Below are 26,737 nucleotides of genomic sequence, written 5' to 3'. Positions count from 1 at the left end.
ACACGGCTCTCGCCGATACGGCCGGTCATATCGGTGAGTTCAACGCCTCGCCGAACAGTGTTGCCGCCGACAACTGGGACTGGAACGCCGTCCAGTTGTTCGCCGGTGATGCCAACGGGGACGGCCGTGACGACGTGCTGATGGCCTACTACCGTGGTGACGGGGGGATCGGTTTCTATACGTCGTTGACGGCGCCCAGTGGTGCTCTGGGTGATTTCACCAGTGGTTATACCGTTTCTGCCGCGGCCGGTTGGGACCGTAGTGCGATGAAGCTGGTGGCCGGTGACTTCAACGGTGACCGTCGTACGGACCTTGCGATGCTCTACCGTCGTTGGGACAGCTCGATCGGTTTCTACACGGCTCTCGCCGATACGGCCGGTCATATCGGTGAGTTCAACGCCTCGCCGAACAGTGTTGCCGCCGACAACTGGGACTGGAACGCCGTCCAGCTGTTCTGACCCTCTGTTCTCTGACCGTACGGAGCCCCGTCGGCCTGGTGACCAACTGGTCACCAGGCCGACGGGGCTCCAACGTTTCACACCTCTGGGGGGGCAGGCGCGTGCCACCGGAACCGGCACGCCATGAAAGTCTCACATGGCGTCAACCGCTCTGCGCGGGAGCCAGGATCGCCGTGACCACCCGGTGGAGCGCCCGGTCGAAGGCGGTGTCCGGGTCGGCCGGCGGGCCGGCGGTGGCGAACGCGGCGGCGAGGTGGGGGTAGTCGCCGCTCATGGCGGCCCTGGTGAGGTAACCCACCAGCTCGCCCTGCCACTTGGCCCCGGCGGCGGCCGTCCGCTCGTACTGCGCGTACTGGCAGACGAACCCGTTGAGCAGGGCCAGGGCCTCCATCCGGGTGGTGCCGTCCAGCCCGGTGGGGGCCGTGACGGCGAGGAAGTGGTCCGTGTAGCGCAACGCGTTCGGGCCGATGCCCGGGCGGGCGATCACCAGCGCGGGCAGCCAGGGGTGCCGCCGCATGATGGCGAGCTGCTGGTGGGCGAGCCGGTACAGGCCCTCGCGGCAGTCGTCGGCGGGGGTGGCCGGGGTCGCCGGGAAGTCGTACTCGGCGGTGGCCGCGTCGAGCATCAGGTCGAGCAGGTGCTCCTTCTTCGGCACGTAGTTGTACAGCGACATCGTCCCGGCGCCGAGCGCGGCCGCGACGCGGCGCATGGAGACCGCGTCCAGGCCCTCCGCGTCGGCGATCGCGATCGCGGCGGCGGCGATCGAGGCGCGGCTGTGGGCCGGCTTCGGGCCGCGCCCGGTGCGCTCGGGGCGCAGCCAGATCAGCTCGGGCGCCTCGGGTGGCTCGGGCGTGGTGGGTGCTGCGGGGGGCGCGGACTCACCGGCGGGGGGCTTGCTGGACGGCACTGGACGATCACCTCGGTTTCCCATCTTAGAGACGTACGGCGTACGTAGTAGGATGCGGTCGCGCGCACTTCTACGTACGATGTACCTAGAGAGGGGCAAGAGCCATGCCGGAAACCAGCCGGCCCGCCGTCGAAATGGTGGGCGTGGAGAAACGATTCGGAACCACCGAGGCCCTGCGCGGCCTCGACCTCGACGTCCCGGCCGGCACCGTCTGCGGACTGCTCGGCCCGAACGGCGCCGGCAAGACCACCGCCGTCCGCGTGCTCGCCACCCTCGTCGCCCCCGACCGCGGCACGGCCCGCGTCGCCGGCCACGACGTGGTGCGCGAGGCCGAGGCCGTCCGGCGCAGCATCGGGCTGGCCGGGCAGCACGCGGCCGTCGACGAGGGCATCACCGGCCGCGACAACCTGCGCCTGTTCGGCCGGCTGCACCACCTCGGCGCCCGCACCGCCCGGACCAGGGCCGACGAACTGCTCGAACGCTTCGGCCTCGCCGAGGCCGGCGACCGGCTCGTCCGCACCTACTCCGGCGGCATGCGGCGCCGGCTCGACCTCATCGCCAGCCTCGTCACCAGCCCGCCGCTGCTCTTCCTGGACGAGCCGACCACCGGGCTCGACCCGCGCAGCCGCCAGGAGATCTGGGACGCCGTCAAGGAGCTGGCCGCGGGCGGGACCACCGTGCTGCTCACCACCCAGTACCTGGAGGAGGCCGACCGGCTCGCCGACGACATCGTCGTCGTCGACCACGGCGCCGCCATCGCCACCGGACCGCCGCACCGGCTCAAGGCGGCGATCGGCACCCGGCTCTCGGTCACCCTCGCGGACCCGGACCAGCTCGGCACCGCCGCCGTGGTGCTGTCCGCGCTCGCGGGCGGGGAGGCGGTGGTGGACCCGGCCGAGCGGACGGTCGCGGTCGTCACCGCGCCGGGGTCCGACGTGCTGCTCCCGGCCCTGGTGAGGGAGTTGGACGCGGTCGGGGTGGTGGCGCAGGACGTCGCGCTGCGCCCGCCCTCGCTGGACGACGTGTTCCTCGCGCTCACCGCCGACCGCGGCGCGGGCCGTGGCGCGGGCCGTTCGGCCGGCCGGGCCGGTGGCCGTACCGCCGAACGCGTCTCCGACCGCACCGCCGACCACTCCCCGGGGAAGGTCCTCTGATGGCCGTCTGCACCGCGCCGCCCGTCCTGTCCGCCCCGAGCCGCCTGGTGAGCGACACCTGGTCCTCGATGCTCCGGATCCTGCTCAACTACCGCCACTCGCCCGGCCTGCTGGCCGCCTCGCTGGGCGTGCCGGTGGTGATGGTGGTGGTGTTCGGGTACGTGTTCGGCAGCGCCATCGCCGTGCCGGGCGGCGGGAACTACCGCGAGTTCCTGATGCCGGGCCTGTTCGCGATGGTCGCCGTCAACGGCGTCATGCCCACCATGGTCGGCGCCGCCCGGGACGTCGGCCGCGGCGTGACCGACCGGCTGCGCTCGATGCCGGTCTCGCGCACCGGCCTGCTGCTCGGGCAGACCCTGGCCGACCTGCTGGTCAGCGTCCTGGTGCTGGCGCTGCTGGCCGCCGTCGGCCTGGCGGCCGGCTGGCGGATCCGGGGAGGACTCGCCGACGCCGCGGGGGCGTTCGGCCTGCTGCTGGTGTTCCGCTTCGTGATGACCTGGGTCGGGACCTGCCTCGGCCTGATGGTCGGCAAGGAGGAGGCGGCCGGCCAGCTCGCCGTCGCCGTCTTCCCGTTGGCCATGGTGACCAACGCGTACGTGCCGACCGGCGGAATGCCCGGCTGGCTGAGGGTGATCGCGGACTGGAACCCGGTCAGCGCGGTGGTGCAGGCCTGCCGCGAACTGTTCGGCAACCCGTCCGCGCCCGGGCCGTCCTGGCCGATGCAGCACGCGGTGCCCGCCACCGTGCTCTGGAGCGCGCTGCTGCTGGCGGTCTTCGGCCCGCTGGCCGTACGGAAGTTCGTCACGCACGGGCGGTGATCCGCCGGGCCCCGGCGTGGACTGACACGGAACTGACACGGAACTGACACGGATGGGCGGGGCGTTGGCGCGGAGGGGCGCGGATGGGCGCGCGGACCGGCGTGTTTCGGTACGGATCCGCCGCTGTTCCGCCGCTCCGGTGAAATGAGCTGGACAGCGGGGCCGGTGGGACAGATGGTGGGCGGCATGGAGTTCACCCATCTCGGCCGCACCGGCCTGACCGTCTCCCGACTGTGCCTGGGCACCATGAACTTCGGCCCGCACACCGAGGAGTCCGACGCCCACCTGATCATGGACACCGCCCACGAGCGGGGCATCAACTTCTTCGACACCGCCAATGCCTACGGCCGTGACAACGAGGGCAATCTCAAGGGCCGCACCGAGGAGATCATCGGGCGGTGGTTCGCCCAGGGCGGCGGCCGCCGCGAGCGGACCGTGCTCGCCACCAAGGCGTACGCCCCGATGGGGGACTGGCCCAACGAGAGCCGGCTCTCGGCCCTCGCCATCCGCCGCGCGGTGGAAGGCAGCCTGCGCCGGCTGAACACCGACCACATCGACCTCTACCAGATGCACCACATCGACCGGGACACGCCCTGGGAGGAGGTGTGGCAGGCGATGGAGGTGCTGGTCGCCCAGGGCAAGATCATCTATGTCGGCTCCAGCAACTTCGCCGGCTGGCACATCGCCCAGGCCCAGGAAGCCGCCCGTTCCCGCCACTTCCTCGGCCTGGTGAGCGAGCAGTCCCTCTACAACCTGCTCGACCGGGCCATCGAACTGGAGGTCATCCCCGCCCTCCAGTTCTACGGCCTCGGCCTGCTGCCCTGGTCCCCGCTCCGCAGCGGCCTGCTCGGCGGCGTCCTGCGCAAGGAACGCGAGGGCTCCCGGGTCCGCGGCGCCATGGCCCACGCGAGCGAGATCCTGGAGGAGAACCGCGACCGCATCCAGGCCTACGAGGACTTCGCCGCCGAACTCGGCGAGGACCCGGCCGACATCGCCCTCGCCTGGCTCCTCACCCGCCCCGCCGTCACCGCCCCCATCGTCGGCCCCCGCACCCTCGACCACCTCGACGGCGCCCTCCGCGCCCTGGACCTGACCCTGGACCAGAAGACCCTCGACCGCCTCGACGAGATCTTCCCCGGTCACCAGCCCGCCCCGGAGGACTATGCCTGGTAGATCCGGCGGACGCGCCCGGACCACCGGCCCACCCGGGCCGCGCCCGCACCCCGGGCGCGGCCCTTCCGGGCGCGGGCCGGCCGGGAGCCGGCGCCACTCGCAGCCGCTGCCGTCGACGTAGCGGACCGGAGCCCTGGAGAGACGCCACTGTCAGCCTGATCGACATGATCAGGGGGTTCAAGCAACGGGTACCCAGCGGGCCGGCCTCCGGTCCGCAGCGAGCTCTGATCATCGCCAGTTTCGTCGGCAGGGTGGGCAACGGTCTCTTCAACACCGCTGCCATCCTCTACTTCACGCTCGTGGTGCACCTGCCCGCCACACAGGTCGGAGCGGGTCTGACGATCGCCGGCCTCAGCGGCTTGGCGGCCGGCATACCGGCGGGGAATCTGGCCGACCGGTACGGACCACGCACGATCTGGCTGACGACCCTCGCCTTGCAGGCCGTCACCATGGCGGCTTTCGTCTTCATCGACAGCTGGCTCGCGTTCCGTGGTTCGGGACGCCCATGAACACGATCAGTCCGGCACAGGCGAAGCTGGCGGCGTTGGCGAGGATCAGCCCGGTGTGGGCAGGGCGAGTGTTGATCTGGATGGCGAAGGCCGCACCCAGGGTGCCCATGACGACGCCGAGATTGACGAACGTGCGGAGTCTGGCCCGGAAGGCGGCCGGGCGTTCACCGCCGACCCTTGCGATGAGCGCACCGCCCGCGGCGCCGCTTGCCGTGGCAGCCAGCCGGTCCAGTGTGGCGACGAGCGACCGGCCTCTGCCCCGGCCCGAGGAGCACCGTCAGTGGTCCGTCCTGGCCGACCGGCCGTACGTGTCCTTCGTCGCGCTCTTACAGTGCCATGGGCCTGCAGTACCAAACCGTCTCCCTCCTGCTGCCGGTCTGGCTCACCGCCCACACCGACGCACCGCGCTGGACCGTGGCAGTGGTCTACGCGGTCAACAGCGGCGTCTGCGTGCTGCTGCAGAGCAGACTCGGCTCCAAGGTGGAGACCCCGCGGCAGGGCGGCCGCGCATTCCGCCTCGCCGGGCTCCTGTTCCTCGTCAGCTGCCCGTTGACGGCACTGACAGCCGATGTTCCCGCCTGGGTCGCGCCGGCACTCGCCGTCCTTGCCGTGTGCATCCACAGCGTCGGAGAGGTGTGGGAGTCCTCGGCCGGCTTCGCGCTCGGCTTCGGCCTCGCACCCGACCATGCCCAAGGGCAATATCAGGGCCTCCTCGGTGTCGGCTTCGACGCAGGCCAGGCCCTCGCCCCCGTGATCCTGACCGGAGCGGTCCTTGCGCTCGGACACCCGGGATGGCTGCTCCTCGGCGCATTCTTCGCAGGCCTGGGCGCAGCAGGCCCCCCGGTGGCCGCCTGGGCCGAGCGAACCCGCCCCGGGTGGGCCGGAACCACCCAAAAGACTTCACAGATCGCCCACTTGGCCGACGGTACGACAGACGTGCTCATTCGGAGCCTGATCACTGACTGTTCGGGCTGCTGGGAACAGCGGTTGTGTCCACGGCTCCGACAGCCGTGATGTGCAGGTGGTTGTCCGAGGGGGTGCTGAATCACGGTGGCTGACAGCTGTCTAAGGTCACGTACATGTCGAGGACCACACCGCCGCGCCCACTCGATGTCGAGGCGCTCTTCCCGGAGCTGACGGCCTACCGAGGCACCACCACCCGGCTCCATCCGAGCCCGGGGCGACCGGACGTAGCGGCGAGTTCCGTAGGTGGCCCGCTGCTGTGGCCGTCGAATGAACCCTGGCCGGTGTGCACCGAGCCTCACAGCCACGCACGTGGCCAACGGCCGGCTGACATCCACCAGCGACGCCGGATCCTGGCATCAGCATGGCGCCGTGAACCGAACCCCGGCCCCACCGACGAAGAACGGCAGCTGCTCAAGGAACTCGACCGGCGCCACCGTGTTGAGGAGGCTACTGCGGCCGATCCGCTGCCACTGATCGGCCTTGCGCAGCTGTACCGGAGAGAAATCCCCGACCTGCCGGCCGGGCCGGATGACTGCGATCTGCTCCAGGTGTTCTGGTGTCCATTCGACGCACACGGCCCAAGCGGTGCCGGCATGCTGCTCGACCTTCGCTGGCGCCGGTCGTGGGAGGTCACCGACGTGCTGACCGCACCGCCGCAGCCGCAGGTCGTCGGCTATGAGGGGTACGTGCCGGAGCCGTGCGTGCTAGGTGGCCACCTACCCGTTCGCCGGCCTCCTTCCGGAGGACCTGCGCGCCCGGATCGATGCCTGGGAGGAGGCCCTGGAGGAGGAGGCCGAGGAATCGGCGGACGAGGATGCCGCAGCGGTGGTCGGCTACCAGTACGACCTGTCGATCCCACCGGGCTGGCGCGTCGGTGGCTTCGCCTCCTGGCACGCCACCGACCCGGCTCCCATGGACTGTCTCACCTGCGCGACACCGATGCACCTGCTGCTGACCATCGACAGTTCGGAGTGGGACGGCGGTAGCGGCAGCTGGAAACCGGTGGAGGAACAAGGCCTGCCCCCGCACCCGGACGCCAGTCCGACGGAGGTCACCGTGGGCCGCTGGGGCGAGCTCAACATCTTCGCTTGCCCCGAGAATCCCGACCACCCGCACCGCTGGAGCATCCAGTAGGACCCTCACGATCGGCGAGCGACTTCCGTCGCGTATGCGGTCCCGGCGGTCCCGGCGGCCCATCGTTCGGCAGCTGTTGGGCTGATACCGAGGAGACGTCGGAGGACCGCCGGGGGGGATCTGGGTGCAGAGGTCGAGGAGGGCCGCGCATCGGCCCGACTCGGGCGGGAGTCGATCGCCGGCGCCTTGCTGGTGTCGTTCGGAGTCCTGACCGAGCCCAGGGTCTTCGCCATCAACTGCGTGATCCGATCGTGGTTGTGCGGGCTGCTGGGAGTCGGGTGACCCGGCTGGCCGCCGCCGCTGACGGCAAGTCGTGATCCTTGGCGCTCGGGCGTCCTGCCGGCGATTCCGGATGCGGGACGGACTTCGACGGCCGACGAGGTCGTCCTCGGATTCGTCGGGCTCCTCGCCGGTGGTGGCGCGGTGCCCTTGCGGAGGGCAGGCCGGCGAGGGCACTCCGGGTGAGTGGGTGTCGCGCGGTGGTGGTGCCCGGGGGGCGTGAGAGCGTCGGGGCATGGCAGATGGCAGCGGCGGGGCGGCGGTCGTGCACGACGTGCCGTACTACGCGCAGTGGGAGTCCGCGGGGCTGGTCCGGGAGATCGTGACGGGGGCGGTGAGCGCGGCCGACGATCCGCGGTGGGGGGAGTCGGGGGCGGCCACGCCGGAGGAGTACGAGTACTGGTCGTGGCGGCTCTGCGGGGTGGCCTGCCTGCGGATGGCGCTGGACCACTGGTGGGGGGTGGCGCCGGCGGCGGTCGGGCTGGCGGGGGAGTGCCAGGCGGCCGGGGCGTACGTCAGGGACGGGGAGCGGCTGCGCGGCCTGATCCACACGCCGTTCGCCGCGTACGCGCGGGATCGCTGGGGACTGGCCGCGCAGGCAAGGGAGTTGATGTCCGAGGAGATCGCGGCGGAGGTGGCCGGCGGGCGGCTCGTCATGGTGTCGGTGCACCCCGCGATCCGGAACCCGGACGGGCCGGAACCCGGACGGCGGGGCGGGCACCTGGTACTGGCGGTCGGCACCACGGGCACGGCGCTGGTGATCCACAACCCGTCCGGGTTCGCGGGCGAGTCGCAGGCCTTCGCGCACGTGCCGTGGCGGCGGTTCGAGCGTTTCTACGCGGGCCGGGGGATCGTCCTGGGCCCGCCCGAGGGCTGAGGGCCGCGGCTACGCCGAGGCGGCCGGCAGACCGATCGGGTTGATGGGCGGCATCGAGCCGCGACAGAGGGCCGAGATCGGCTTGAGGGCGGCGGCCAGGCGGTCGAGTTCGGCGCGCGGGTGGTGCTCCCAGACGCGGGCGGCGGCCAGATCGGTGGCGGCCTCCAGCGACTGGTGCCGGATCCGGCCGCACTCGGTGATCGTCCCGCGCTCGGTCAGCCAGCCGCGCTCGACCAGCCGGGCGGCGGCGGCCTCCCACTCCTCGTCGCTCCAGCCGCGCAGCGGTTGCAGGACCTCGCGGCGGACGTCCAGGGCGCAGCGCACCACCAGCGCCTCGCAGCCGTCCAGCCCGGCCGAGACCAGCGCGGCGACGTGCCCGTCACCCCGGTGCTCGCGCATCACCGTGGCGGCCTGCCAGAGCCGCCCGTACAGGCCCTCGGGCCGGGGGAGGGCGGCGTTGGCGGCGGCCAGCACCCGACCGGCGCAGTCCAGGCGGGCCACGGCCTGCTCCAGGAGGTCCGCCACCAGTTCGACCTGTTCCGGCTTCACGTGCTCCAGCAGCCGGGCGAGCGCCGCCGAGGAGCCGTCGAGCCGGGCGGCGAGCGCGGCGTCCGGTCCGGCCTGGGACCAGACGTCCGGCAGGGCGCGCTCGACCGTCGCGGGCGCGAAGCTGAAGAACGCGGCGATCACCGGTGCCGCGTCCACCGCGCCCAGCGGCGCCGAACGGCCGGCGAAGTAGCCGCGCCAGCCGCCGCGCAGGCCGGCCTCCTCGAACGCGGCACGGCCCTCGGGGGAGAAGTAGGTGACGGCGTGCACCGGCTCGAAGAGCCACCACAGGGCCCGGGCGGGATGGACCAGATCGGCCAACGGAAGACCTTCCTCGGGGGGACGGGGATGGGGCGGGGGTCAGGAACGGGAGGCGGAGGCGGGGTCGTTGTACAGGGCTGATGACCACGGCGGCGGTCACGATAACCCCGGGCGGGGTGTGACGAGGGTCACGGGGAGGTCTCACTGTTCACTTCGCGCCAGCGGCCCGCGAGATGATGGGGCCGGGTGCCAGCTCCCGGCACCCCTACCCTCCTGTGAAGGCAACGGAAATGGCGCAGATCAACCCCAGCATCCTGTCCGCGAACTTCGCCCGGCTCGCGGAGGAGGCGGAGGCCGTCAAGGGCTCGGACTGGTTGCACGTCGATGTGATGGACAACCACTTCGTGCCCAACCTGACGCTGGGCGTTCCGGTGGTCGAGTCGCTCGCCCGCGCCACCGACATCCCGCTCGACTGCCACCTGATGATCGAGGAGCCGGACCGCTGGGCCCCGCAGTACGTCGAGGCCGGAGCCGGGTCCGTCACCTTCCACGTGGAGGCCGCCGCCGCACCCGTCAGGCTCGCCCGCGAGATCCGGGCCAAGGGCGCCCGCGCCTCCATGGCGCTCAAGCCGGGGACGCCGATCGAGCCGTACGAGGACCTGCTGCCCGAGCTGGACATGCTGCTGATCATGACGGTCGAGCCGGGCTTCGGCGGCCAGGCCTTCCTGGACATCATGCTGCCGAAGATCCGCCGCACCCGTCAGCTGATCGACAAGCACGGCCTGGAGCTGTGGCTGCAGGTGGACGGCGGCGTCTCGGCGAGCACCATCGAGCGCTGTGCCGAGGCCGGGGCGGACGTCTTCGTGGCCGGCTCGGCGGTGTACGGCGCGAAGGACCCGGCGGGCGCCGTGCGCGACCTGCGCGCGCTCGCGGACTCGGCGACGGCGGAGGCCTGGTGGACCTGCGGGCACTGAGCGGCGGGGGCGGCGTCGCGCGGCTCCGTCTTCGTCTCCTTCTCCCCGGCCTGTGGCGTCGGGGTGTCGGGGTGTTGACCGACGGGGATGGACATGGTGCGGTGCCGGTCGGCTGAGGGTGGGGGAGGGGCGGCGTGGGCCTGGACGATGACGGTGGTGGTGGCCGCGGGAGCGGTGCGGCCGCAGACGGGGTGGGCCCGGGCGGGTTCGACCCCGGGACGCCCGGGCGGCGCCGGCTGCTGAGGGCCGCCCTCGGGACCGGCGGGCTCGCCGTGGCCGGTGCCGGGGCGGCCGTGGCGCTCTCCGCCGGTCGCCGGCCCTCCGGCCCCGCTCCCTCCGGCCCCGCTCCCTCCGGCCCCTCGCTGCGCACCGAGGAAGAGCGCTCGGCGGCCCGGGGCGGCGCCCTGGTCAGGATGATCACGATCGTCCCGCAGGGCGTCGCCCGCCCCGCCGGCCTTCCGGTCTGCGTCGCCCTGCACGGCCGCCGTGCCACCGCCCGGGCGTGGACGGACCTCGGGCTGCCGGCGATCCTGGACGCGGCCTTCGCGTCCGGCGTCCCGCCGTTCGCGGTGGTCGCCGTCGACGGCGGCGACGCCACGTACTGGCGCCGCACAGCGTCCGGCGACGACCCGCAGCGGATGCTGCTGGAGGAAATGCCCGGTCGGCTCGCCCGGCAGGGCCTGCGCGCGCCGGACGCGGCGATGGGCATCTCCATGGGTGGCTTCGGCTCCCTGCGCTACGCCCGCAACCGGGGCGCCGGTTTCGGGCCGGTGGCGGTGCTCAGCCCCGCGCTGTTCCGCAGCTGGGCCGACGCCGACGCGGTGGGCGTGTTCCGGGACGAGGCCGACTGGCGCGCACACGAGCCGCTGCTCCACCAGGACCAGCCGCACGGCCGCCCGACCGGTGTCTGGTGCGGCACCGAGGACCCGTTCTGCGCCGCCGCCCGCGAGCTGACCGGCGACCCGGTCCAGGCCCGCTTCACCCCCGGCGGGCACGACGCGCCGTACTGGCGGAAGGTGCTCCCGGACGTCGTCTCCTTCCTCGGCCACGCGCTCGCCGCCCGAGGCGGTTGACCGCATGGCGCCTGACCGCATGGCGGCGGGGCGCGCGGCGGCCGGACGCGGGCCGCGGGTGGAGGAACGGGGCCGGCTGGTGGATGATCGTTGGCGACGACCCCCGGCCCCGGCCGGCCCCGATCCGTACGGTGGTGGACCCGCGACATGAGCAACCTCGATCTCAAGCCCGAACCGACCCGCTGCGGCGGTGAGGCCGGCACCGGTCCGGTGAAGGAACTGCTGACCGGTCGTCAGGTCAAGCTCGGCGAGAGCACCATGGTGCGCCGGCTGCTGCCCAACCTGGGCCGCCGGATGGTCGGCGCCTGGTGCTTCGTCGACCACTACGGCCCGGACGACATCGCCGACGAGCCCGGCATGCAGGTCCCGCCGCATCCGCACATGGGCCTGCAGACGGTGAGCTGGCTGCACCAGGGCGAGGTGCTGCACCGCGACAGCCTCGGCAGCCTGCAGACCGTCCGCCCCTACGAGTTGGGCCTGATGACCTCCGGCCGGGCGATCTCCCACTCCGAGGAGTCCCCGCGCGAGCACGCCCGCTTCCTGCACGGCGCCCAGCTCTGGGTCGCCCTCCCGGACGCCCACCGGCACACCGCCCCCGCCTTCGAGCACCACGCCGAACTGCCCGTCGTCGCCGCCCCCGGCCTGCGCGGCACCGTCATCATGGGCACCCTCGACACCGCCACCTCGCCCGGCACCACCCACACCCCCCTGGTCGGCGCCGACCTCGCCCTCACCGCGGGCGCCGACCTCAGGCTCCCGCTGGTGCCCGACTTCGAGTACGCCGTCCTCTCGATGTCCGGCAGCGTCGACGTCGACGGCGTCCGCGTCGAACCCGGCTCGATGCTCTACCTCGGCTGCGGCCGCCGCGAACTCCCCCTCCTCGCCCGCACCGACGCCGCCGTCCTCCTCCTCGGCGGCGAACCGTTCGAGGAGAAGATCGTCATGTGGTGGAACTTCATCGGCCGGTCCGGTGAGGAGATCCAGCAGGCGCGGAGCGACTGGGAGAACACCCCCCGCTTCGGCGAGGTGCACGGCTACGACGGCGATCGGCTTGCCGCGCCCGAGCTTCCCCAACTGCCGCTGAAGCCACGGGGAAGGGCACGCTGACCTGGGGCTATGCACCCAAGGCGGGCGCGCCGAGTCCCGGTGGATTGCTGTTGGGACGGTCTGCGATCCATCGCTCTGATGGGACGTCCCTGCCGCCGAGTGATGGCTCCGGTGATCGGCCGCGAGTTTCGGGTGCGGCCATCTGTAACCGGGTTCAGTCAGGCCAATGCTGACTCAATGCCCACTTTGCTGACGTCTCGTCAGGTGCGGGGTGGGGGATCGCGTTCTCGACGCGGCGTCGCCGCGGCTGGAACGGGCGCCGGTGGACAGGCGCCGGGCAGGGCTGCCGCCGCCGTGCTGCGGGCGGTGGAGGGGGCGTGGGTGAGAGCGTCTGGGGTCGTGCGGCGGATTTGTGTGTTGCCTACAACCGTGAGTCGAGGTGGTAGACGCGGATCCCTCGCTCTTGGCTTGGTGAACATTGATGCACACGTTCCGTGGGCGTCAGCCAGTTGCAGCCGGTGTCCTTGGTATCTGTGGATACTGATAAACATCCGCCTTGATCAGACGGCCTGTTGGTTAGTGCAGAGTTCCTCCGGGGCGGTCCCGCGACGTGTTCAATGCGATCCTCTACGTCAACCGAACGGGAATCCCCTGGAAGTACCTCCCACACGACTTCCCGAACCACGGCACCGTCTACGCCTACTACGCCGCCTGGCGCGACGAGGGAATCTTTGCCCAGCTCAACTACGACCTGACCGGCCTGGCCCGCGTGAAGGAGGGACGCAACCCCGAGCCGACAGCATCCGTCATCGACACCCAGAGTGTGAAGACCTCCACCAACATGCCCCTGACCAGCCAAGGAACCGACGCAGCGAAGAGAACGCCATGGTCGAGCACGGAGCCAGCCTGGGAGTCGACGTCGAGGTCGTCCACCGCAAATCCGACGCCCCTGGATTTCACGTGGCGAAAAGGCGGTGGGTGGTCGAACGAAGCCTGGGGTGGATCATGCTAAGACGGCGCCTCGCCCGCGACTACGAGACCCTGCCGGCCAGCTCCGAAGCCATGATCCACATCGCCTCGATCGACAACCTTGCCAAGCGCATAACGGGCGAGACCACACCAACCTGGCGAGGGACTTACTAGGGCATAAAGGGCAATCCGTTCACATCAAACGCCCACTGAGTGCCTGACTGAAAACCGGTGACTGTGCAGATGGTCAGCGCCATTCGCCGACGACGAGGCCCGGGAGCGTCCAGGGAACTCCACCGCGCTGTACGGTCGGGCGAGTACCGCAGCCGTCGACACAGGAGCCGAGATGGGACCGGATCATGTTTCTGATTGGTTCTGGGAGGTCCTGGAAGCGACACGACCGCGTCTGTCTGCTCTGGAGTTGTGGTTGGAGTCCCACTCGCGGGAGGTGCTTGAAGCCTTCGCGCTCGCATACGAGTCCGCGGCGGAATCGCTGGCCGACTTCTCGGAAGGTGTGAGCGTGGATGGGGACGTCTGGTCCGAAGACAGCACCGAAGATCTGTGCATGTGGGTGGTCGGGCAGGGCTACGGGCTGTGGAGCTCGGTGGTTGTGGGAGAACTGCGGCTGGAAGAAGTCGCTCAGATGTATCTGGGCCGTGCTCCGCTGCTTCCAGAAGGCGTGGCGCCGTGGGACGGGGATGTCTCGGACTCTGAGCACAGGGGCTACCAGTCTCCCGGGGCCATCGTCCACGGCGTCTACCGGACGCGATTCGCCGAGGAGCTCCATGAACGGCTTGAGGGTATGTGAGGAGATTGCCCGGGCCGGGCGGGTAATGCGGGCGGGGCTCCTGGCGGATGCGGAGGCCCACTTCGGCCCGCCGCGGCAGTTCACCCTGGCCAACTCCCACCACCGCAGTCACCCCGCGCAAACCCAGGCACTGCACCGCTACCTGCGCTGGCGCAACACCAACGCCCGCCACCCCGACGTACTCGCCGCCCAACGCAAGGAACGTGCCCGCATCCGCAGCGAAAAGGGCATCCGCTGGGGCGGCGCCCCCTCAACACCGCAGCCTGACCAACCGCGAACAGCAGCCCCCGAACGCCGACGGGGCAGGTTCAGGAGAAGGACAAGCGACAGAAGGATGACTCAGGAGGCGAACGGCTCGATCTCCCCCGCAAAGACGATGACCTGGTCGATGAGGCTCCGCCGCAGATGGACGACATCCGTTCCCGCCAGGCGGGGGCCTCCATCGGGCGTGGTGAAGACCCACTGGTACCGGGCCCACTCGTCAGGCATGTCCACCGCTGAGCAGCGCAGCATCGTGCCGGTCCCCGCCGGGTGGCGCCGGATGTCCAGCACGAACCGCTCGACCGCCGCGATTCCTTCGATGCGGCCCAACGGCCCCCAGAAGACCACGTCTGAGGTCAGGGCCTGGGAGAGCAGGGCAGTCACATAGCTGTCGTCCGAGGCGTTGAACGCGGAGATGAACGTGTCGATCGCGGAGCGTGCGGTCTCTTCCTGCATGCCCCAGTAATACCAGCCGTTTCGCGTGCGCGCTCATCCCGCGAGCCGCCTTCCGATCACGGTGAACCATCCCGGTCACAGCACTAGGGCGGGTATCGGGTCGCGATCAATCTGTGGGAATCGCCCTCACGGCGAGGCCTGATCAGGTAGATCATGTCGCGTGACGCGAGTGCAACTGACGGATGCGGAATGGGAGTTCATCGAGCCGTACCTGCCGATCGGCGAGTACGGCCCGTACCCGGAGCGGCTGCGGCAGCAGTTCGGGGGCGTGATCTGGCGGTTCAGGACCGGAGGGCAGCGGCGGGAGATGCCGGCGGAGTTCGGCGCGTGGTCAACCGTCTCCGATCGCTTCCGGCAATGGCGTGACGCGGGCGTCTTCGAAGCCCTGCTGGAGGGTGCGATCGCGGAGGCCGCGAGGCGGGGCGAGAACGACGACGTGCCCGGCGGCGGCGCAGGCTCCGGCTGAAGGCGGCCCTGCCCGGACGCTCCAGAGGCGGGCAGGCCAGCAGGATCCATGTCGCCGGTGAGCGGAAGTGCCGACCGCTGGTGTTCGTGCTGACCGAGGGACAGGCCGCCGACAGTCCGCAGTTCATCCCCGTGCTCAAGAAATTACGGGTTCGCGGGTCGGTCGGCCGTCCCCGCACCCGGCCTGACGCGGTCGCCGGGAACAAGGCCTACTCGTCCCGCGGCAACCGCGCCCACCTGCGTCAACGCGCGATCAAGGCCGTCATCCCGGAGAAGGAGGACCAGGCCGTCAACCGGACGAGGAAGGGCAGCCGTGGCGGCCGGCCCGTCAGCCACGACGCCGACCTCTACAAGAGCGCAACACTGTCGAACGGCTGATCAACAAGTTGAAGGCCTGGCGAGGCATCGCCACCCGCTACGACAAGACGTCCGCCGGCTACCTCGCCGGCCTCCATCTCCGCGGCGCGATGATCTGGATCAAAGACCTCAACAGGATCATCCCTTGATCGCGACCAAATACGCTCCCTAGGCCGGTCGCATTTGCCAGGAGCTCCTTGTGTCCTTTGACCCTGCCGGGACTGGTGATGCCAACTCTGTCCCGGCTCCGGCGTGTTGTTGCGTGGCCTGCCGGTTCGGCCACGGTGGCGCGCATCCGCCGTGGCCGCGTCGGTATCCCTCGGACATGAGCGATTCGGAGTGGCTGGTCACGGAGCCGCTGCTGCCCCTGGCGGCGTGGCGGTGGGGGAAGGGCGGGCGTCCGGAAGAGCGCTGCCGCCGGGTGATCGTGGATGCGATCCGGTACGTGGTGGACAACGGCTGCAAGTGGCGGGCCCTGCCCGCGGACTTCCCGCCACACGCCACCGTCTACTCCTTCTTCGTCCGTTGGGAACGGGCCCAGGCCGTCGACGACCTGCACGATCGGCTCCGGGATCGGCTTCGCCGACGGGAGGGCCGCGATGCCGAGCCGAGCGCGGCGATCGTCGATTCGCAGTCGCTGCGGGCCGCCGAGACCGTGGCCACCACAGGCCGCGGCTGGGACGCAGGCAAGAAGGTGAACGGAACCAAGCGGCACGTCGCGGTGGACGCACGCCGCCCTCGCCCAGTACCCCGCCCACCCCGGCGACGAGGACGAGTCCGGGGATCAGGACGAGGAGCAGGAACACCAGCTGCTCGGCGACATCCGCACCCGGGTCCGGCGCCGGGCGGCCGGGCTCACCCTGGCCGCGCCGCCGAGGCCGCCTACCAGGCCCGGCAGAGCGCCGATGCCGCGCACCGCCGACCCCCCTCTACACGGCCCTCGGCCGCGCCGGCCTCCACACCCTCACGAGGTCTTCACGTTGGTCAGCGGTGTCGGGACGGTGTCGGTCACGGTGTAACCGCTGGAGTTACCGGGCCCGTTGTTCTTCACCGTCAGCGTGTACGTCACGGCCGCACCCGGCTTGACGATCTCCGGCCCAGGTGACACTGCCGGAGGCGCCGGTGATCGCCTTGTAGGGCCGGGTCGGCACGTCCTGCCCGATGAACACCTGCGGTTCGGCCGGATCGAACGGGTCACCGGCCGCCGCGTGCGACTGAGGCGCGATGACGACCGGGGTCGCGAAGGCGCCTGCTCCGATGAACAAGGCCATCAACAGCAGTCCTGTGAGCGAGCGGCGCGGGCGCCCTCTGTGCCGCCCTGAGCGGCGAACTATGGTGCTCATTCAGTACCTTCCGGTCTCTGTCGCGGTATCCCGCGAAGAACGTTTCGTGCTCGATGCAACTGCCCTCTGCCGGGCCACTCCGAGGCCTGCTCGGCGGCTGCGCCGGCAGAGGTCTCCGTTCGGCCGGAGGCCTCCGCGGGGACGGTCGTCGAAGACTCGGTGTCGTCCTGTGCCGCTTCCGGCGGCGGTGGCGTCGACGACGTGACGGGATCGGACATCGGCTGGACCGGCTCCGATACCTCCTCGGGTCGGCCTCGCCTGTCCGCGCCGGGCCGGGACTCCGGCTGCCGCGGTGGCGGTCTCTCCCCGGGTCCTTCGGCGCCAGCTCTCAACCACCGCTTCAACCAGCCCACTTACGGGACACCCTCCTGATAGGAAGCCACGGCGCGCGCAGCATCGGACCCCGTCCACGCACCGGAATCAGGCCGGCAAGCACCCGATTCTGAAGGGGAGTAAAGCACTGGTTTATTCAAACTTGTCGTATCTGCGCATGTTTTGCGTCTGCGTTTCGCCCCCCACTTGAGATCGCGGCGGGTTGAAACGATCCGCGTGTCATCGGCCGGCTGTCGAAAAGTGCCGAGGGGTGAGTGAACACCAATGGGGCACCGGGGAGTTCACCCCTCCGTGCGATCTCCGGCGACTTGCCGGCGACCGGTGCCGCCGTGCCCAGGGGGCAAGTGGGCGAACATGACGGCTGGCCGGTTTTTTCGGTTCTGCGTATGTTCCTTGGGGGATCAGGGATGAGGAGGGCGATGTCATGGCTCGGCGTGATCGGCGTATGGGCCGCAATGAAGTACCCGGGGGGATCCAGAGGGCCGAGTCGGGGTGGCTCACTCGAAGGTCGGGTGGCCGGGCGCTCGTGATCCTCCTGCGACCAGGCAACGCCGGAGCGAACACCGCCGCCGACCACATCACGGTCGACGCCGCCCTCGCTCAGATCCCCGACGCCCACCGTCACGGCACCGAGATCCTCATCCGCGCCGACATCGCGGGCAGCGCCAAGGCATTCCCAACCCACCTGCGCACTCTCAGGCAGCGCGGCATCCCGACCGCCTTCTCCCTCGGGCACGCCATCACCGCCGAGTTCCGCAAAGCCATCCGCGCGCTGCCCGAGCAGCTCCGGCACCCCGCCCTCGAACAGGACGGCTCCCTCCGCACCGGGGCCGAGGCCGCCGAACTGACCGGCATGGTCGATCTCGCCGGCCACCCGGACGGCACCCGGGCCATCGTGCGGCGCGAACGCCCCCACCCCGGCGCCCAGCTCTCGCTCTTCGACTTGGACGAGGGGATGCGCCACCAGGTCTTCCTCGCCGACACACCCGCCGCCGGTGGAGGCTCGCCGCAACACCCGGAGGTCCGCCACCGCGCCCACGCCGGAGTCGAGGACCACATCCTCCCCCAGACTCCGTCCGGGGGACCCCCAGCGGCAAGACCACCGGCTTCGGGCGCCTCTCCTCACGCCACTTCGCCATCAACGCGGCCTGGCCGGAGCTCTCCCTGACCGCCGTCGACCTGCTCGCCCGGGCGCGGACCCTGCTGCTGGACGGCGAGCCGGCCACCGCCGAGCCGAAGAAGCTCCGCTACCGGATCCTGCACACCGCCGCCCGGATCACCCGCGCCGCACGACGCATCCGCCTTCGAATCGCCTCCGCCTGGCCCTGGCGCCACGAGCTCACCCTCGCCTTCGCCCGCCTCGCAGCGCGGCCCCGCACGGTGACCTGACCCGACGACACCGCCACCGACCACCCACGACCCGAGGACCCAAGGACCCAAGGACCCAAGGACCCAAGGAGCACCCGACCGCGCGTCGGGCCCTCGGCATGCCCACCCCGCCCCGAACAGGCCGGGCACCACCACCCCAAAGATCGACCCGGCTCGGCCAGCCCCAACCGAAACGCGAAGGCCAGGGCCGAACTCGGCCGAAAGAAGCAGAGGAAAGCAATAGTTGACGATCAGTCAGACAGCTGTGGCGCGAGCCGCAGCGCGCCCGGCCACCCGGCCCGAGAAGAGGCAGCCGCCGAGGAAGGTACCCTCCAGCGCGTTGTATCCGTGGACCCCGCCGCCCCCGAAACCGGCCACCTCACCCGCCGCGTACAGGCCTTCGACGGGCCGCCCGTCCGGGCCGAGGGCCCGGGAGTCGAGGTCGGTCTGGATGCCGCCGAGGGTCTTGCGAGTGAGGACGTGCAGCTTGACGCCGATCAGCGGGCCGGCCGCCGGGTCGAGGATGCGGTGCGGCGCGGCGGCGCGGCCGAGCCGGTCGCCGAGGTGGCGCCGGGCGTTGCGGATGCCCTGGACCTGCGAGTCCTTGCCGAAGGGGTTGGCCACCTGGAGGTCGCGCGCCTCGATCTGCCGGCGTAGCAGCGCCGCGTCGAGCAGGGGCTCGTCGGTGAGCGCGTTCATCCGTTCCACGAGCTCCTGCAGCGTGCGCGCGACCACGAAGTCCGCACCGCGCCGCTTGAACGCCTCGACGGGCGCCGGCACGCCCGTTGGGCCGCGCGGGGATGGTTGAGTGTCCGCGTACCGGTGGCGGCGGTGTGGACGCGGGGTGGTGCGGGTGGCGGGCGAGGGCGGCTTCCCGTCGCGCGGGGTGTGGCGACGCCCCGCGCTGCGCTGGGTGGACGTGCTGGTGACGGCGGCCCTGCTCTCGCTGCTGTACGGACTGCTACGGCCGGCCTGTAGGGTTCCAAAAGTCCTGCACATGCGCTGAGCTGCGTGTTCGTCAGCTGCTCTGGTCTTCGTCAAGCGGTGTTGTGGTACTCGTGGATGAGTCCGTCGAGGACGTCGTGGCGCTGGATCCGCTGGGCGGGGAACGGGATGACGTCGGGGTTGTCGGCAGGAGCGCGAAGTTGCAGCGCTCGGTGCGGCCGGGCGGAGTTGTAGTGCCGGGCGTATTCGGCGAGCAGGTGCCGCAGGTGCTGCTCGTTGTAGATGAGCAGCCGGTCGGTGCACTCGGACCTGGCGGTGCGTATGAACCTCTCCGCGTGGGCGTTCATCCGTGGTGTCTGCGGCGCGCTCTTGAGGATTTCGATGCCGTCGGCGGTGAAGACGGCGTCGAATGTGTGGGTGTAGCGGCTGTCGCGGTACGCGGCGGGTAGCGGAAGCCTGTGGCCCGTTCGCCGAGGTCGGCGAGGAGGTTGCGGGCGAGCCGGGTGACCCGGGCGGCGGTCGGGTGGGCGCTCTGCCTGGCGCCGGTTGTTCGTTGAAGGTCTGTCGCGCGGTGCACACCGGGTGCGCGACTCTCCGGCAGCGGGTGGTCTCGGTTCGTGCAGTCAGCGGCGCAAGTCGGTCGTCTGGGCGCCAGTTTCGAACATCGGCGGCTTTGCGGCGGGGGTGTGCGTTTCGCTCGTCCTCGTTGTCGTGATCCCGACCGAGGAGCTGACGGTGACGACAGGTGAGATCGGGACGGCCCGCCCGGGCGCGGCCCGCGGGCTGGAAGCGGTGGACGGGTTCGCGGCGGCCCGGGAGCGGGTGTGCGCGAGCCTGAGTGCGGCCGTCGGCCCGGACGGCGCGGTGCGCAGGCCGTGCACCAGCCGGACGCTGGAGTCGGCGCTGTTACTCGTACTGCTGCACCGGCGCGGTGACCACCCGCGGCAGGAGCGGGAGCTCGCGGAGTTCCTGGCCGCCCCGCAGGCGCAGGCCGACGGGTTCGACGCGGCGTTGGTGCAGGCGGTCCTGCACGGCCGGACGGTCGGCGCCGATGTGGTCGGCGGTGAGCTGCTGGCCGGGTTCGACCACTTCTCGATGGCGCGCAAGCGGCTGCTGTTCGACGTCTGCCTGGCCGTGGCGGGTGCTGTGCCGTTCGACGCGTCGATGCTGTGCCCGCCACGCGCGGCGGACCGGGGCAGCGAGAACGGGGACAACACGGTCACCTGGGTCGAGATGATCATGCTGAGTGTGCGGGTCCTGGTCGCGCACGGTCTCGGTACGGGTGCGCAGGTCGACGCTGGGGAGCGCGAGCGCCTGCTGGAGCTGTTGGGCTCAAGCCGGGCGCCGGTGTGGGAGAACTACCCCGCCGCGCACCTGCTGGCGCTGCTGGCCGTCCAGGAGTTCGCCCCCGGCCACCGGCTGGTCGAAACCGGCGTGGCCGCGGTGCTGGTGTGCCGCAACCCGGACGGTGGGGTGCCGAGCATGTCGGACCTGGACGTGTTCAGCACCGCGCCCGCCGGGATCGCCCTGACCCGGGCGGGAGCGGACCGCGCGCTGCTGCACCGCATGTGCGACTACCTGATCGGCCAGCAGATGCCGGACGGCGGCTGGGCGTTCGGTGAGCACATGCGGCACAACGACGTGGACGACACCTCCTACGTCGCGGCCTGCCTGGCAACCGTCGACCCGGTGCGCCACCGTGAGGCCCTGCTGCGCGCCGGCGGGTACCTGCGGGGCATCGTCGGACGGGACGGCGGGTTCCCGACCTACGTGAAGGGCGATCCGTCGGAGGTCGGCATGACCGCCGGCGCGGTCAGCGCGCTGGCATGGAACGGGACCGACCACGGCGACCTGCTGGACGGCGCGGCCCGCTGGCTGCTGGACTCCCAGCACGAGGACGGCACGTTCGAGCGCAGCTGGAGCCTGAGCGAGGCGAACACGATCTGGCGGGCGATGTGGGCGCTGCACTCGCTGCCCGAACCGACCCGCACCACCCTCCAGGAGCGCATCGCCGATGCGAGCGCCGCCTCCCACCGGTTCCTCGCCCGGGCGCAGAACGAGGACGGCGGCTGGGGCTACCGGCCCAAGGACCCCAGCGACACCACCAGCACCTGCTACTCGCTGATGGCCCTGGCCGCCATGGGCCGACGCCCGCAGGACGACGCCGTCGTGCGGGCGGGCGTGGCCCATCTGCTGTCCCGACAGGGACCCGACGGCGCTTTCACCGCACTGCCCGACCAGGTCGCACCCCGCCCCCTGCTGTTCGACGCGCCCATCTTCACCGACACCTGGGTCCTGCTCGCCCTGACCGGCTGCGACAGCGACGAGACGCGGTGACCGGGCGCCCTGCACAGGCGAGTACCACCCGCGCACCGAGGCCCCTGCCCGTCGACCGCCCCTGCCCGCTGGACCCGCCCGCCGAACTCCAGTACCTGCGCACCGAACTGCCCGTGGCGCCGCTGGCCTTCCCCGACGGCCCACCGGGATGGCTGGTCACCCGCTACGACGACGTCCGCACCGCCCTCGCCGACCCCCGGCTCAGCTCGCGGCGCCCCCACCTCAACTCCCACATCCGGGCCAGCCTCATCACCCCCGCCGAAATGGCCGCACTGCGCCCCAGCGACCTGCTCACCAGCGACCCGCCCGAACACACCCGGTTGCGCCGCCTGGTCAACGGCCAGTTCACCACCCGCCGGATGGCCCTGCTGGCCCCGCGGATCCAGGACATCGTCGACCAGCACCTCGACGCCCTGGCCGCCGCCCCCCGCCCGGTGGACCTGATGACCACCGTCGCCCTGCCCGTCCCGTCCCTGGTGATCAGCGAACTCCTCGGCGTCCCCTACACCGACCGCGACCGCTACCAGCGCCTCACCGCCGAACTCCTCTCCCTCGACCGCACCCGCGAACAACTCCTGGCCAGCAAGGCCGAGATGAAGGACTACCTGCTGCACCTGATCCGCACCAGACGCGCCGAGCCCGCCGACGACCTGCTCTCCGGCCTCCTCCAGGCCCAGGCCACCGACACCACGCTGACCGACGACGAGATCGCCGCCCTTGCCCAGCTCATCCTCATCGCCGGCCACGAGACCACCGCCAACGTCATCGGCCTCGCCACCCTCCTCCTGCTGCGCCCGCCCCGCCTGTGGGACACCGTCCGCCGCCGACCCGACCTCGTCGACGGCGTCATCGAGGAAACCCTGCGCCACGCGACCGTCCTGCAGTTCGGCCTGCTCAGGGTCGCCCGCGAGCCCCTCACCCTCGCCGGACAGCCCATCGCGGCGGGCGAGCGGGTCGTCCTCCACCTGCCCGCCGCCAACCGCGACGGCGCCCGCTTCACCGACTCCGACCACTTCGACCCCCACCGCCCCGACGCCGCCAAGCACCTCAGCTTCGGCCACGGCCCCCACCACTGCATCGGCGACCAACTCGCCCGCACCGAACTGCGCACCCTGCTCACCACCATGCTGCACCGCTTCCCCGACCTGCGACTGGCCACCGACCCGGACGAGGTCGCCACCCACCGGCACCGGGTCGTCCACGGTCCGGCCCGCCTCCCGGTGGACTTCACCCCCTGACCCGTCACCCGCACAGCCGACCCACCAGGAAGGGACCACACGAACGGTGGCGACCACGACTCCTGCCGGCCACGACACGTACTCCGCCTACGCCTTCGACTTCGACGGCACCCTCGCGGACACGGCCGACATCAACCACGGCGCGGTACAGGCCTCACTCGCCGCCCACGGCATCACCGTCACCCTCACCTGGCTCGCCGCCGAACCCGCCTTCACCGCCGGCCAACTGCGCCGCCGCCTCGCCCTCCCACCCGCCGCCCTGCCCGAGGACACCTTCGTCCAGGCGGCCCGCGCCTACTGGTTCGCGAACACCGACCGGATCAAACCGATCTCCGCGGTCGCCACCGCCGCACGCACCGCCGCCGAACACGCCGCCCTCGCCGTCGTCTCCGCCAACTACAGCGACATCGTCCGCCACGGCCTGACCGTCATCGGACTCGACGACCTCCCCTGGACCATCGTCGGCCGCGACGACGTCGCCCAGCCCAAACCCGCCCCCGACGCCTACCTGCACGCCGCCCACCTGCTGCGAACCGAACCCGGTCACTGCCTCGCCCACGAGGACAGCGACGAGGGCATCACCGCCGCCACGGCCGCCGGCATGCGCGTCATCGACATCCGACACCGACCCTGGTGATGATCCCGGGCAAGTCCACCGGCCGGCAGGAGCATGCCTCGGCATGCAGCAGCTCATGCTCATGGTGCTCGTCGGCGTGCACCATGCTGGCTGCATAGGCCGGCGCCGGGGTTGGCTGGAAGCCTGCCACCCTCTCACCCACATGGCCCCACGCTGACGTGCAATGCGCGGCACACCTCTGCCAATGTGGCTGCGGCCAGATGGATCTTCAGGATCCTGATGATGACTGGAAGGACGCGCCATGACCGAAGCCGAGGCCAGGGAACTGTTCGCAAAGATCGACAGCGACTCCGACGGACAGATCAACGTCGTCGAACTCGCCAACCACTTCAAGAGCGAGGGCCACCAGGGGCAGCTCAAGGAGAAGGTCAAGGAGGCGATGGCGGCGGACAGCAACCGCGACCGCGTCCTCGACTTCGAGGAGTTCTACGCGCTGGTCAAGTAGCACGTGGGCGGACCGCCCCCGGGCGCAGGACAGGAACGAGTCCCGGGGTGATCGCCGGTTCCGCGCGCGGTCGGGTGCTGCTGATCGGGCCGGCAAGGCCGGCACGATCGCGGGGCACCTCCGTGCCGCCCGGGGGTGGTCCGTCGTGCGCCCTACTGGTGCACGTACTCGCGGCCTGGACGCACGTCAAGCACAGGTCAAGCCGCGGATCCGCGTGGACTCGCGGCCGAGCCACTGCTCGGCGCGTGCACCGGCCGCAACCCACGCCGAGTTCGCCGGCCTCCTGAGAGCGGCGGAAACCGCCCGGGACAGGTACATGGTGGCAATCACGGCCTGCTGCGCACCGCGCGTCGACCAGCTCGTGTCACTGATGCGCGAGGACACCCACTGCGTCCCGATCGGCCGGACCGTGCCGGGGCGCCCCTGTCTCCGGGGCCGCATCTCCGTCTGCGGAAGCGGGGCGGGCATCCGAAGGGCGCGGCCAACAAGAACCGCAGCATGGCCATCGTGCCCGTGCCGAGCGCGGTGGAGATGCTCTACGCCGACTGGCTGCGCGAGCGCGGACGGCGAAGACGGCGTCCTGCCACGATCCCCGCTCCTGCCACGTCATGGCCCCGTCGGTGCTCCGCTCGGCGGTGCACCGCAGGTTGACTCTCCGGGTCCTCCAGGCCGGCGACCCGCCCTGCGCCGATACGTCCAGGTCGACGACGTGGTTCCCGCTGCTGAACAGCCCTCCCGGTGCGTCCCAGTCGGGCCCGGTGACGGGCGCGGGGGCGCGGAGCAATCCCGTTTCGGTACCCGCCAGGACGGCTCCCTCGGCAACGGCCGGCGCCGTCACGGAGGCCGCGGCGACGCCGACGCGGTTGAAGGTTGACCTGCTCGGTGACGCGGTAGACGTCGTCGGCGACGATGTCGGCGAGGTTCACCGCGAAGGCCTCGCCGTTGCGCAGACCGCAGCCGCTCATCGGGTCGACCACCAGGAGGAAGGTGTCGTCGCCGGCGGTGCGTATCGCCTGGAGCTCGGCTGGGGAGGGTATGACGGCGCGCTTCGGGTCGTGCTGGGGCGGCTTGACGCCGTCGAACGGGTTCTCGTCGTGGAGGCCGAGGCGGTGGGCGTCGAGGAGGATCGACTTCAGCTTGTCGAAGGCGTTGGACTGGGTAGCGAGGCCGACGCCGTTGCGCTCCATGGTCTGGATGAAGGCCTCGACGACCTTGTGGTCGAAGGTGCCTATCCGGCGGCTGCGGAAGGCGGGGTAGAGGTGGCCGGTCCGGTGAGGAGGTCCAGCAGGCGCGGAGCGACTGGGAGACCCCCCGCTTCGGCGAGATGCACGGCTACGACGGTGCCCGACTGAGGGCTCCGGAGCTTCCCGACATCCCGCTGAAGGCGCGGGGTCGGGTGCGCTGAGCTGCGGTAGCGCCCGTATAGAGGTGCGCGTGTGAGGTTGCGGGTCTGGTCGCCCGGAGGTGCTGAGAGGCGGTCGCCCGGGTTGCCGTGCGGCCTTTCGGGCTCGGTTGGGATGGGTGTAGCAGGGTCACGTCGGAGGGGAGGTGGAGCTGCCCGGTGACGGTGGACGGGCCGTGGCCGGTCCGGGCGGCCGGCAGGGTGAGCGGCGGCAGGTCGTCGTCCTGGGCCGGCGAATGTCCGGTGCCGGATACGGGCGGCACGTATGGAGAAGCACGCGCGGGGCCGCGTCCGGAAAATGAACGCGGGATCGGATTGAGCGCGCTTCGGCAAGGAAGGGAATGGCCACATGACCGCAATGCAGGACGTCTGCGCCGACCTGGCGACGGAAGGGGCCGAACTCGCCCGGCTGGTGACGGGCCTGTCGCCCGACCAGTGGTCCGCGCCGAGCCCGGCCGCGGGCTGGACGGTCCGGCACCAGGTGGCGCACCTGGCGCTGGTCAGCCACCTGATCGACCTCGGGGTGCGCGACCCGGTCGCTTTCGAGGCCGAGACCGCGCCCATCCGGGAGGACTTCGGGACCGGCATGGCGGCCCGGCTCGCCGAAGGCCTCGCCGAGCCCGTCCCCGACCTGCTGCGCCGCTGGGCCGAGCAGAGGGCCGCCGCCGAGAAGGGGCTCGCCGCCGCTCCCCGGCGCGAACCGGTGCCGTGGCTGGCCGGTCCGCTGCCGGCCGGCGTGCTCGCCGCGGTCGCGTTGATGGAGCTGTTCGCGCACGGCCAGGACGTCCACGAGGCCCTGGGCGTCCCGTACGCCTTCACCGATCGGATCGGCCACATCGCCTTCCTCGGCACCAGGACCCGGGACCTGGCCTACCGGGCCCGCGGCCTGGAGCCCCCCGCCGAGCCGTTCCGGTTCGAGCTGACCGGCCCGTCCGGCGTCTCCTGGGCCTTCGGCCCCGAGGAGGCCGAGCAGCGGATCTGCGGCCCGGCCGCGGACTTCTGTCTGCTCGTCACCCGTCGCAGGCACCGCGACGACCTCGCGCTGACCGCCGTCGGCGCGGCGGCCGACCACTGGCTGGGCATCGCCCAGACCTACCTCGGCCCGCCCGGCGAGGGGCGCGGCCGCATTGGGCAATATCGCGTATAGATCGGCCACTCGGCGGCTGGTTTCCTCGCTGTCGGGCCGGTTCGGCCCGC

At 71.4% G+C, this 26,737-nt stretch carries 22 protein-coding genes and 7 pseudogenes; 23 read left to right on the top strand and 6 right to left on the bottom strand.

The annotated features are described in order from the left end of the window. On the top strand, positions 1 to 458 hold a 458-nt coding region (locus tag ACIO5D_RS36490), incomplete at its 5' end, for an FG-GAP-like repeat-containing protein (RefSeq protein WP_400800475.1). Between the two features lie 142 nt (positions 459 to 600). On the opposite strand, the gene ACIO5D_RS36485 is transcribed toward ACIO5D_RS36490, so the two are convergent. After that, entirely contained in the window at positions 601 to 1,365 is a 765-nt protein-coding gene (locus ACIO5D_RS36485) for a TetR/AcrR family transcriptional regulator (RefSeq protein ID WP_400800472.1), read from the bottom strand. Between the two features lie 134 nt (positions 1,366 to 1,499). On the opposite strand from ACIO5D_RS36485, the gene ACIO5D_RS36480 reads away from it, so the two are divergent. From ACIO5D_RS36480 to ACIO5D_RS36450, 7 genes and pseudogenes are all read left to right on the top strand, one after another. Next, positions 1,500 to 2,519 carry an ATP-binding cassette domain-containing protein gene (locus ACIO5D_RS36480; RefSeq protein WP_400800507.1) on the top strand — a complete coding sequence of 340 codons (1,020 nt, stop codon included), beginning with the start codon at positions 1,500 to 1,502 and terminating at the stop codon, positions 2,517 to 2,519. Continuing rightward, on the top strand, positions 2,519 to 3,337 hold the full coding sequence (locus tag ACIO5D_RS36475; RefSeq protein ID WP_400651124.1) for an ABC transporter permease: 819 nt from the start codon (positions 2,519 to 2,521) through the stop codon (positions 3,335 to 3,337). The genes ACIO5D_RS36480 and ACIO5D_RS36475 overlap by 1 nt, the downstream gene beginning before the upstream one ends. 186 nt (positions 3,338 to 3,523) lie before the next feature. Continuing rightward, positions 3,524 to 4,510 (top strand): aldo/keto reductase, encoded by a 987-nt coding sequence (locus ACIO5D_RS36470; RefSeq protein ID WP_363612212.1) that lies wholly within the window; start codon positions 3,524 to 3,526, stop codon positions 4,508 to 4,510. 164 nt (positions 4,511 to 4,674) lie between these two features. After that, positions 4,675 to 5,019 (top strand): MFS transporter, encoded by a 345-nt coding sequence (locus tag ACIO5D_RS36465; protein WP_363612214.1) that lies wholly within the window; start codon positions 4,675 to 4,677, stop codon positions 5,017 to 5,019. A 336-nt stretch (positions 5,020 to 5,355) separates the two neighbouring features. After that, entirely contained in the window at positions 5,356 to 6,033 is a 678-nt protein-coding gene (locus ACIO5D_RS36460) for a hypothetical protein (protein ID WP_400800469.1), read from the top strand. 65 nt (positions 6,034 to 6,098) lie between these two features. Beyond that, a pseudogene (locus ACIO5D_RS36455) lies at positions 6,099 to 7,119 on the top strand (hypothetical protein). Between the two features lie 514 nt (positions 7,120 to 7,633). Continuing rightward, a complete protein-coding gene (locus tag ACIO5D_RS36450; protein ID WP_400800466.1) occupies positions 7,634 to 8,275 on the top strand; it encodes a C39 family peptidase in 642 nt (213 codons plus the stop codon). A gap of 9 nt (positions 8,276 to 8,284) precedes the next feature. Here ACIO5D_RS36450 and ACIO5D_RS36445 read toward each other — a convergent pair whose 3' ends face one another. Then, entirely contained in the window at positions 8,285 to 9,142 is an 858-nt protein-coding gene (locus ACIO5D_RS36445; protein ID WP_363612222.1) for an SCO6745 family protein, read from the bottom strand. 230 nt (positions 9,143 to 9,372) lie between these two features. On the opposite strand from ACIO5D_RS36445, the gene rpe reads away from it, so the two are divergent. From rpe to ACIO5D_RS36415, 6 genes and pseudogenes are all read left to right on the top strand, one after another. Beyond that, positions 9,373 to 10,056, top strand: coding sequence for a ribulose-phosphate 3-epimerase (gene rpe, locus ACIO5D_RS36440; RefSeq protein ID WP_400800464.1), 684 nt, complete (start codon positions 9,373 to 9,375; stop codon positions 10,054 to 10,056). 134 nt (positions 10,057 to 10,190) lie between these two features. Continuing rightward, complete coding sequence (locus ACIO5D_RS36435) at positions 10,191 to 11,129, top strand: alpha/beta hydrolase (RefSeq protein ID WP_400800461.1); 939 nt, start codon at positions 10,191 to 10,193, stop codon at positions 11,127 to 11,129. 147 nt (positions 11,130 to 11,276) lie between these two features. After that, on the top strand, positions 11,277 to 12,236 hold the full coding sequence (locus ACIO5D_RS36430) for a pirin family protein (RefSeq protein WP_400651110.1): 960 nt from the start codon (positions 11,277 to 11,279) through the stop codon (positions 12,234 to 12,236). A 544-nt stretch (positions 12,237 to 12,780) separates the two neighbouring features. Continuing rightward, positions 12,781 to 13,319, top strand: a pseudogene (locus ACIO5D_RS36425) (transposase); the annotation flags it as partial. A 172-nt stretch (positions 13,320 to 13,491) separates the two neighbouring features. Further along, positions 13,492 to 13,953, top strand: a complete 462-nt coding sequence (locus ACIO5D_RS36420) for a hypothetical protein (protein ID WP_400800458.1) — start codon at positions 13,492 to 13,494, stop codon at positions 13,951 to 13,953. 52 nt (positions 13,954 to 14,005) lie between these two features. Next, positions 14,006 to 14,197 (top strand): annotated as a pseudogene (locus tag ACIO5D_RS36415) (IS630 family transposase); the annotation flags it as partial. Positions 14,198 to 14,292: 95 nt separating this feature from the next. On the opposite strand, the gene ACIO5D_RS36410 reads toward ACIO5D_RS36415, so the two are convergent. After that, complete coding sequence (locus tag ACIO5D_RS36410; RefSeq protein ID WP_363612767.1) at positions 14,293 to 14,670, bottom strand: nuclear transport factor 2 family protein; 378 nt, start codon at positions 14,668 to 14,670, stop codon at positions 14,293 to 14,295. 160 nt (positions 14,671 to 14,830) lie between these two features. Between ACIO5D_RS36410 and ACIO5D_RS36405 the strand changes: the two are divergent. Together ACIO5D_RS36405 and ACIO5D_RS36400 are read left to right on the top strand one after the other, a co-directional pair. Then, positions 14,831 to 15,641 (top strand): annotated as a pseudogene (locus tag ACIO5D_RS36405) (IS5 family transposase). Positions 15,642 to 15,817: 176 nt separating this feature from the next. Further along, positions 15,818 to 16,165: pseudogene (locus tag ACIO5D_RS36400) on the top strand (transposase); the annotation flags it as partial. Between the two features lie 291 nt (positions 16,166 to 16,456). Here the strand turns inward: ACIO5D_RS36400 and ACIO5D_RS36395 are convergent. Next, on the bottom strand, positions 16,457 to 16,600 hold the full coding sequence (locus ACIO5D_RS36395; protein ID WP_400651089.1) for a hypothetical protein: 144 nt from the start codon (positions 16,598 to 16,600) through the stop codon (positions 16,457 to 16,459). 1,082 nt (positions 16,601 to 17,682) lie between these two features. Between ACIO5D_RS36395 and ACIO5D_RS36390 the strand changes: the two are divergent. Then, positions 17,683 to 18,557, top strand: a pseudogene (locus ACIO5D_RS36390) (transposase); the annotation flags it as partial. A gap of 234 nt (positions 18,558 to 18,791) precedes the next feature. On the opposite strand, the pseudogene ACIO5D_RS36385 reads toward ACIO5D_RS36390, so the two are convergent. Both ACIO5D_RS36385 and ACIO5D_RS36380 read right to left on the bottom strand, forming a co-directional pair. After that, positions 18,792 to 19,319: pseudogene (locus ACIO5D_RS36385) on the bottom strand (FAD-binding protein); the annotation flags it as partial. A gap of 254 nt (positions 19,320 to 19,573) precedes the next feature. Then, positions 19,574 to 19,828: an integrase core domain-containing protein gene (locus ACIO5D_RS36380; protein WP_363612781.1), complete on the bottom strand. Its 255-nt coding sequence runs from the start codon at positions 19,826 to 19,828 to the stop codon at positions 19,574 to 19,576. A gap of 388 nt (positions 19,829 to 20,216) precedes the next feature. Between ACIO5D_RS36380 and ACIO5D_RS36375 the strand changes: the two genes are divergently transcribed. The 6 genes from ACIO5D_RS36375 (at position 20,217) to ACIO5D_RS36350 (ending at position 26,687) form a co-directional block, all read left to right on the top strand. Further along, entirely contained in the window at positions 20,217 to 21,818 is a 1,602-nt protein-coding gene (locus ACIO5D_RS36375) for a prenyltransferase/squalene oxidase repeat-containing protein (RefSeq protein ID WP_400800455.1), read from the top strand. After that, on the top strand, positions 21,815 to 23,056 hold the full coding sequence (locus ACIO5D_RS36370; protein WP_400800453.1) for a cytochrome P450: 1,242 nt from the start codon (positions 21,815 to 21,817) through the stop codon (positions 23,054 to 23,056). The genes ACIO5D_RS36375 and ACIO5D_RS36370 overlap by 4 nt, the downstream gene beginning before the upstream one ends. Before the next feature lie 46 nt (positions 23,057 to 23,102). Further along, the gene (locus ACIO5D_RS36365) at positions 23,103 to 23,693 is read left to right on the top strand and encodes an HAD family phosphatase (RefSeq protein ID WP_363612787.1); all 591 of its coding nucleotides are present in this window, start codon (positions 23,103 to 23,105) and stop codon (positions 23,691 to 23,693) included. A gap of 241 nt (positions 23,694 to 23,934) precedes the next feature. Further along, the gene (locus ACIO5D_RS36360) at positions 23,935 to 24,138 is read left to right on the top strand and encodes an EF-hand domain-containing protein (RefSeq protein ID WP_363612789.1); all 204 of its coding nucleotides are present in this window, start codon (positions 23,935 to 23,937) and stop codon (positions 24,136 to 24,138) included. An 863-nt stretch (positions 24,139 to 25,001) separates the two neighbouring features. Continuing rightward, positions 25,002 to 25,490 (top strand): hypothetical protein, encoded by a 489-nt coding sequence (locus ACIO5D_RS36355; RefSeq protein WP_400651072.1) that lies wholly within the window; start codon positions 25,002 to 25,004, stop codon positions 25,488 to 25,490. Between the two features lie 399 nt (positions 25,491 to 25,889). Next, positions 25,890 to 26,687 (top strand): TIGR03084 family metal-binding protein, encoded by a 798-nt coding sequence (locus tag ACIO5D_RS36350; RefSeq protein ID WP_400651069.1) that lies wholly within the window; start codon positions 25,890 to 25,892, stop codon positions 26,685 to 26,687. Positions 26,688 to 26,737: the final 50 nt, after the last annotated feature.

This window comes from Kitasatospora sp. NPDC087315 (assembly GCF_044744345.1).
Classification (GTDB): Bacteria; Actinomycetota; Actinomycetes; order Streptomycetales; family Streptomycetaceae; genus Kitasatospora.
Note: the sequence above shows the minus strand (reverse complement) of the source record. Positions and strands in the feature narration are given on the sequence as shown.

Coding starts and splice junctions, on each gene's coding strand:
- ACIO5D_RS36480 (WP_400800507.1), top strand. CDS start 1,500: ATGGTGGGCGTGGAGAAACGATTCGGAACCACCGAGGCCCTGCGCGGC.
- ACIO5D_RS36475 (WP_400651124.1), top strand. CDS start 2,519: ATGGCCGTCTGCACCGCGCCGCCCGTCCTGTCCGCCCCGAGCCGCCTG.
- ACIO5D_RS36470 (WP_363612212.1), top strand. CDS start 3,524: ATGGAGTTCACCCATCTCGGCCGCACCGGCCTGACCGTCTCCCGACTG.
- ACIO5D_RS36465 (WP_363612214.1), top strand. CDS start 4,675: ATGATCAGGGGGTTCAAGCAACGGGTACCCAGCGGGCCGGCCTCCGGT.
- ACIO5D_RS36460 (WP_400800469.1), top strand. CDS start 5,356: ATGGGCCTGCAGTACCAAACCGTCTCCCTCCTGCTGCCGGTCTGGCTC.
- ACIO5D_RS36450 (WP_400800466.1), top strand. CDS start 7,634: ATGGCAGATGGCAGCGGCGGGGCGGCGGTCGTGCACGACGTGCCGTAC.
- rpe (WP_400800464.1), top strand. CDS start 9,373: ATGGCGCAGATCAACCCCAGCATCCTGTCCGCGAACTTCGCCCGGCTC.
- ACIO5D_RS36430 (WP_400651110.1), top strand. CDS start 11,277: ATGAGCAACCTCGATCTCAAGCCCGAACCGACCCGCTGCGGCGGTGAG.
- ACIO5D_RS36420 (WP_400800458.1), top strand. CDS start 13,492: ATGGGACCGGATCATGTTTCTGATTGGTTCTGGGAGGTCCTGGAAGCG.
- ACIO5D_RS36410 (WP_363612767.1), bottom strand. CDS start 14,670: ATGCAGGAAGAGACCGCACGCTCCGCGATCGACACGTTCATCTCCGCG.
- ACIO5D_RS36380 (WP_363612781.1), bottom strand. CDS start 19,828: ATGAACGCCCACGCGGAGAGGTTCATACGCACCGCCAGGTCCGAGTGC.
- ACIO5D_RS36360 (WP_363612789.1), top strand. CDS start 23,935: ATGACCGAAGCCGAGGCCAGGGAACTGTTCGCAAAGATCGACAGCGAC.
- ACIO5D_RS36350 (WP_400651069.1), top strand. CDS start 25,890: ATGACCGCAATGCAGGACGTCTGCGCCGACCTGGCGACGGAAGGGGCC.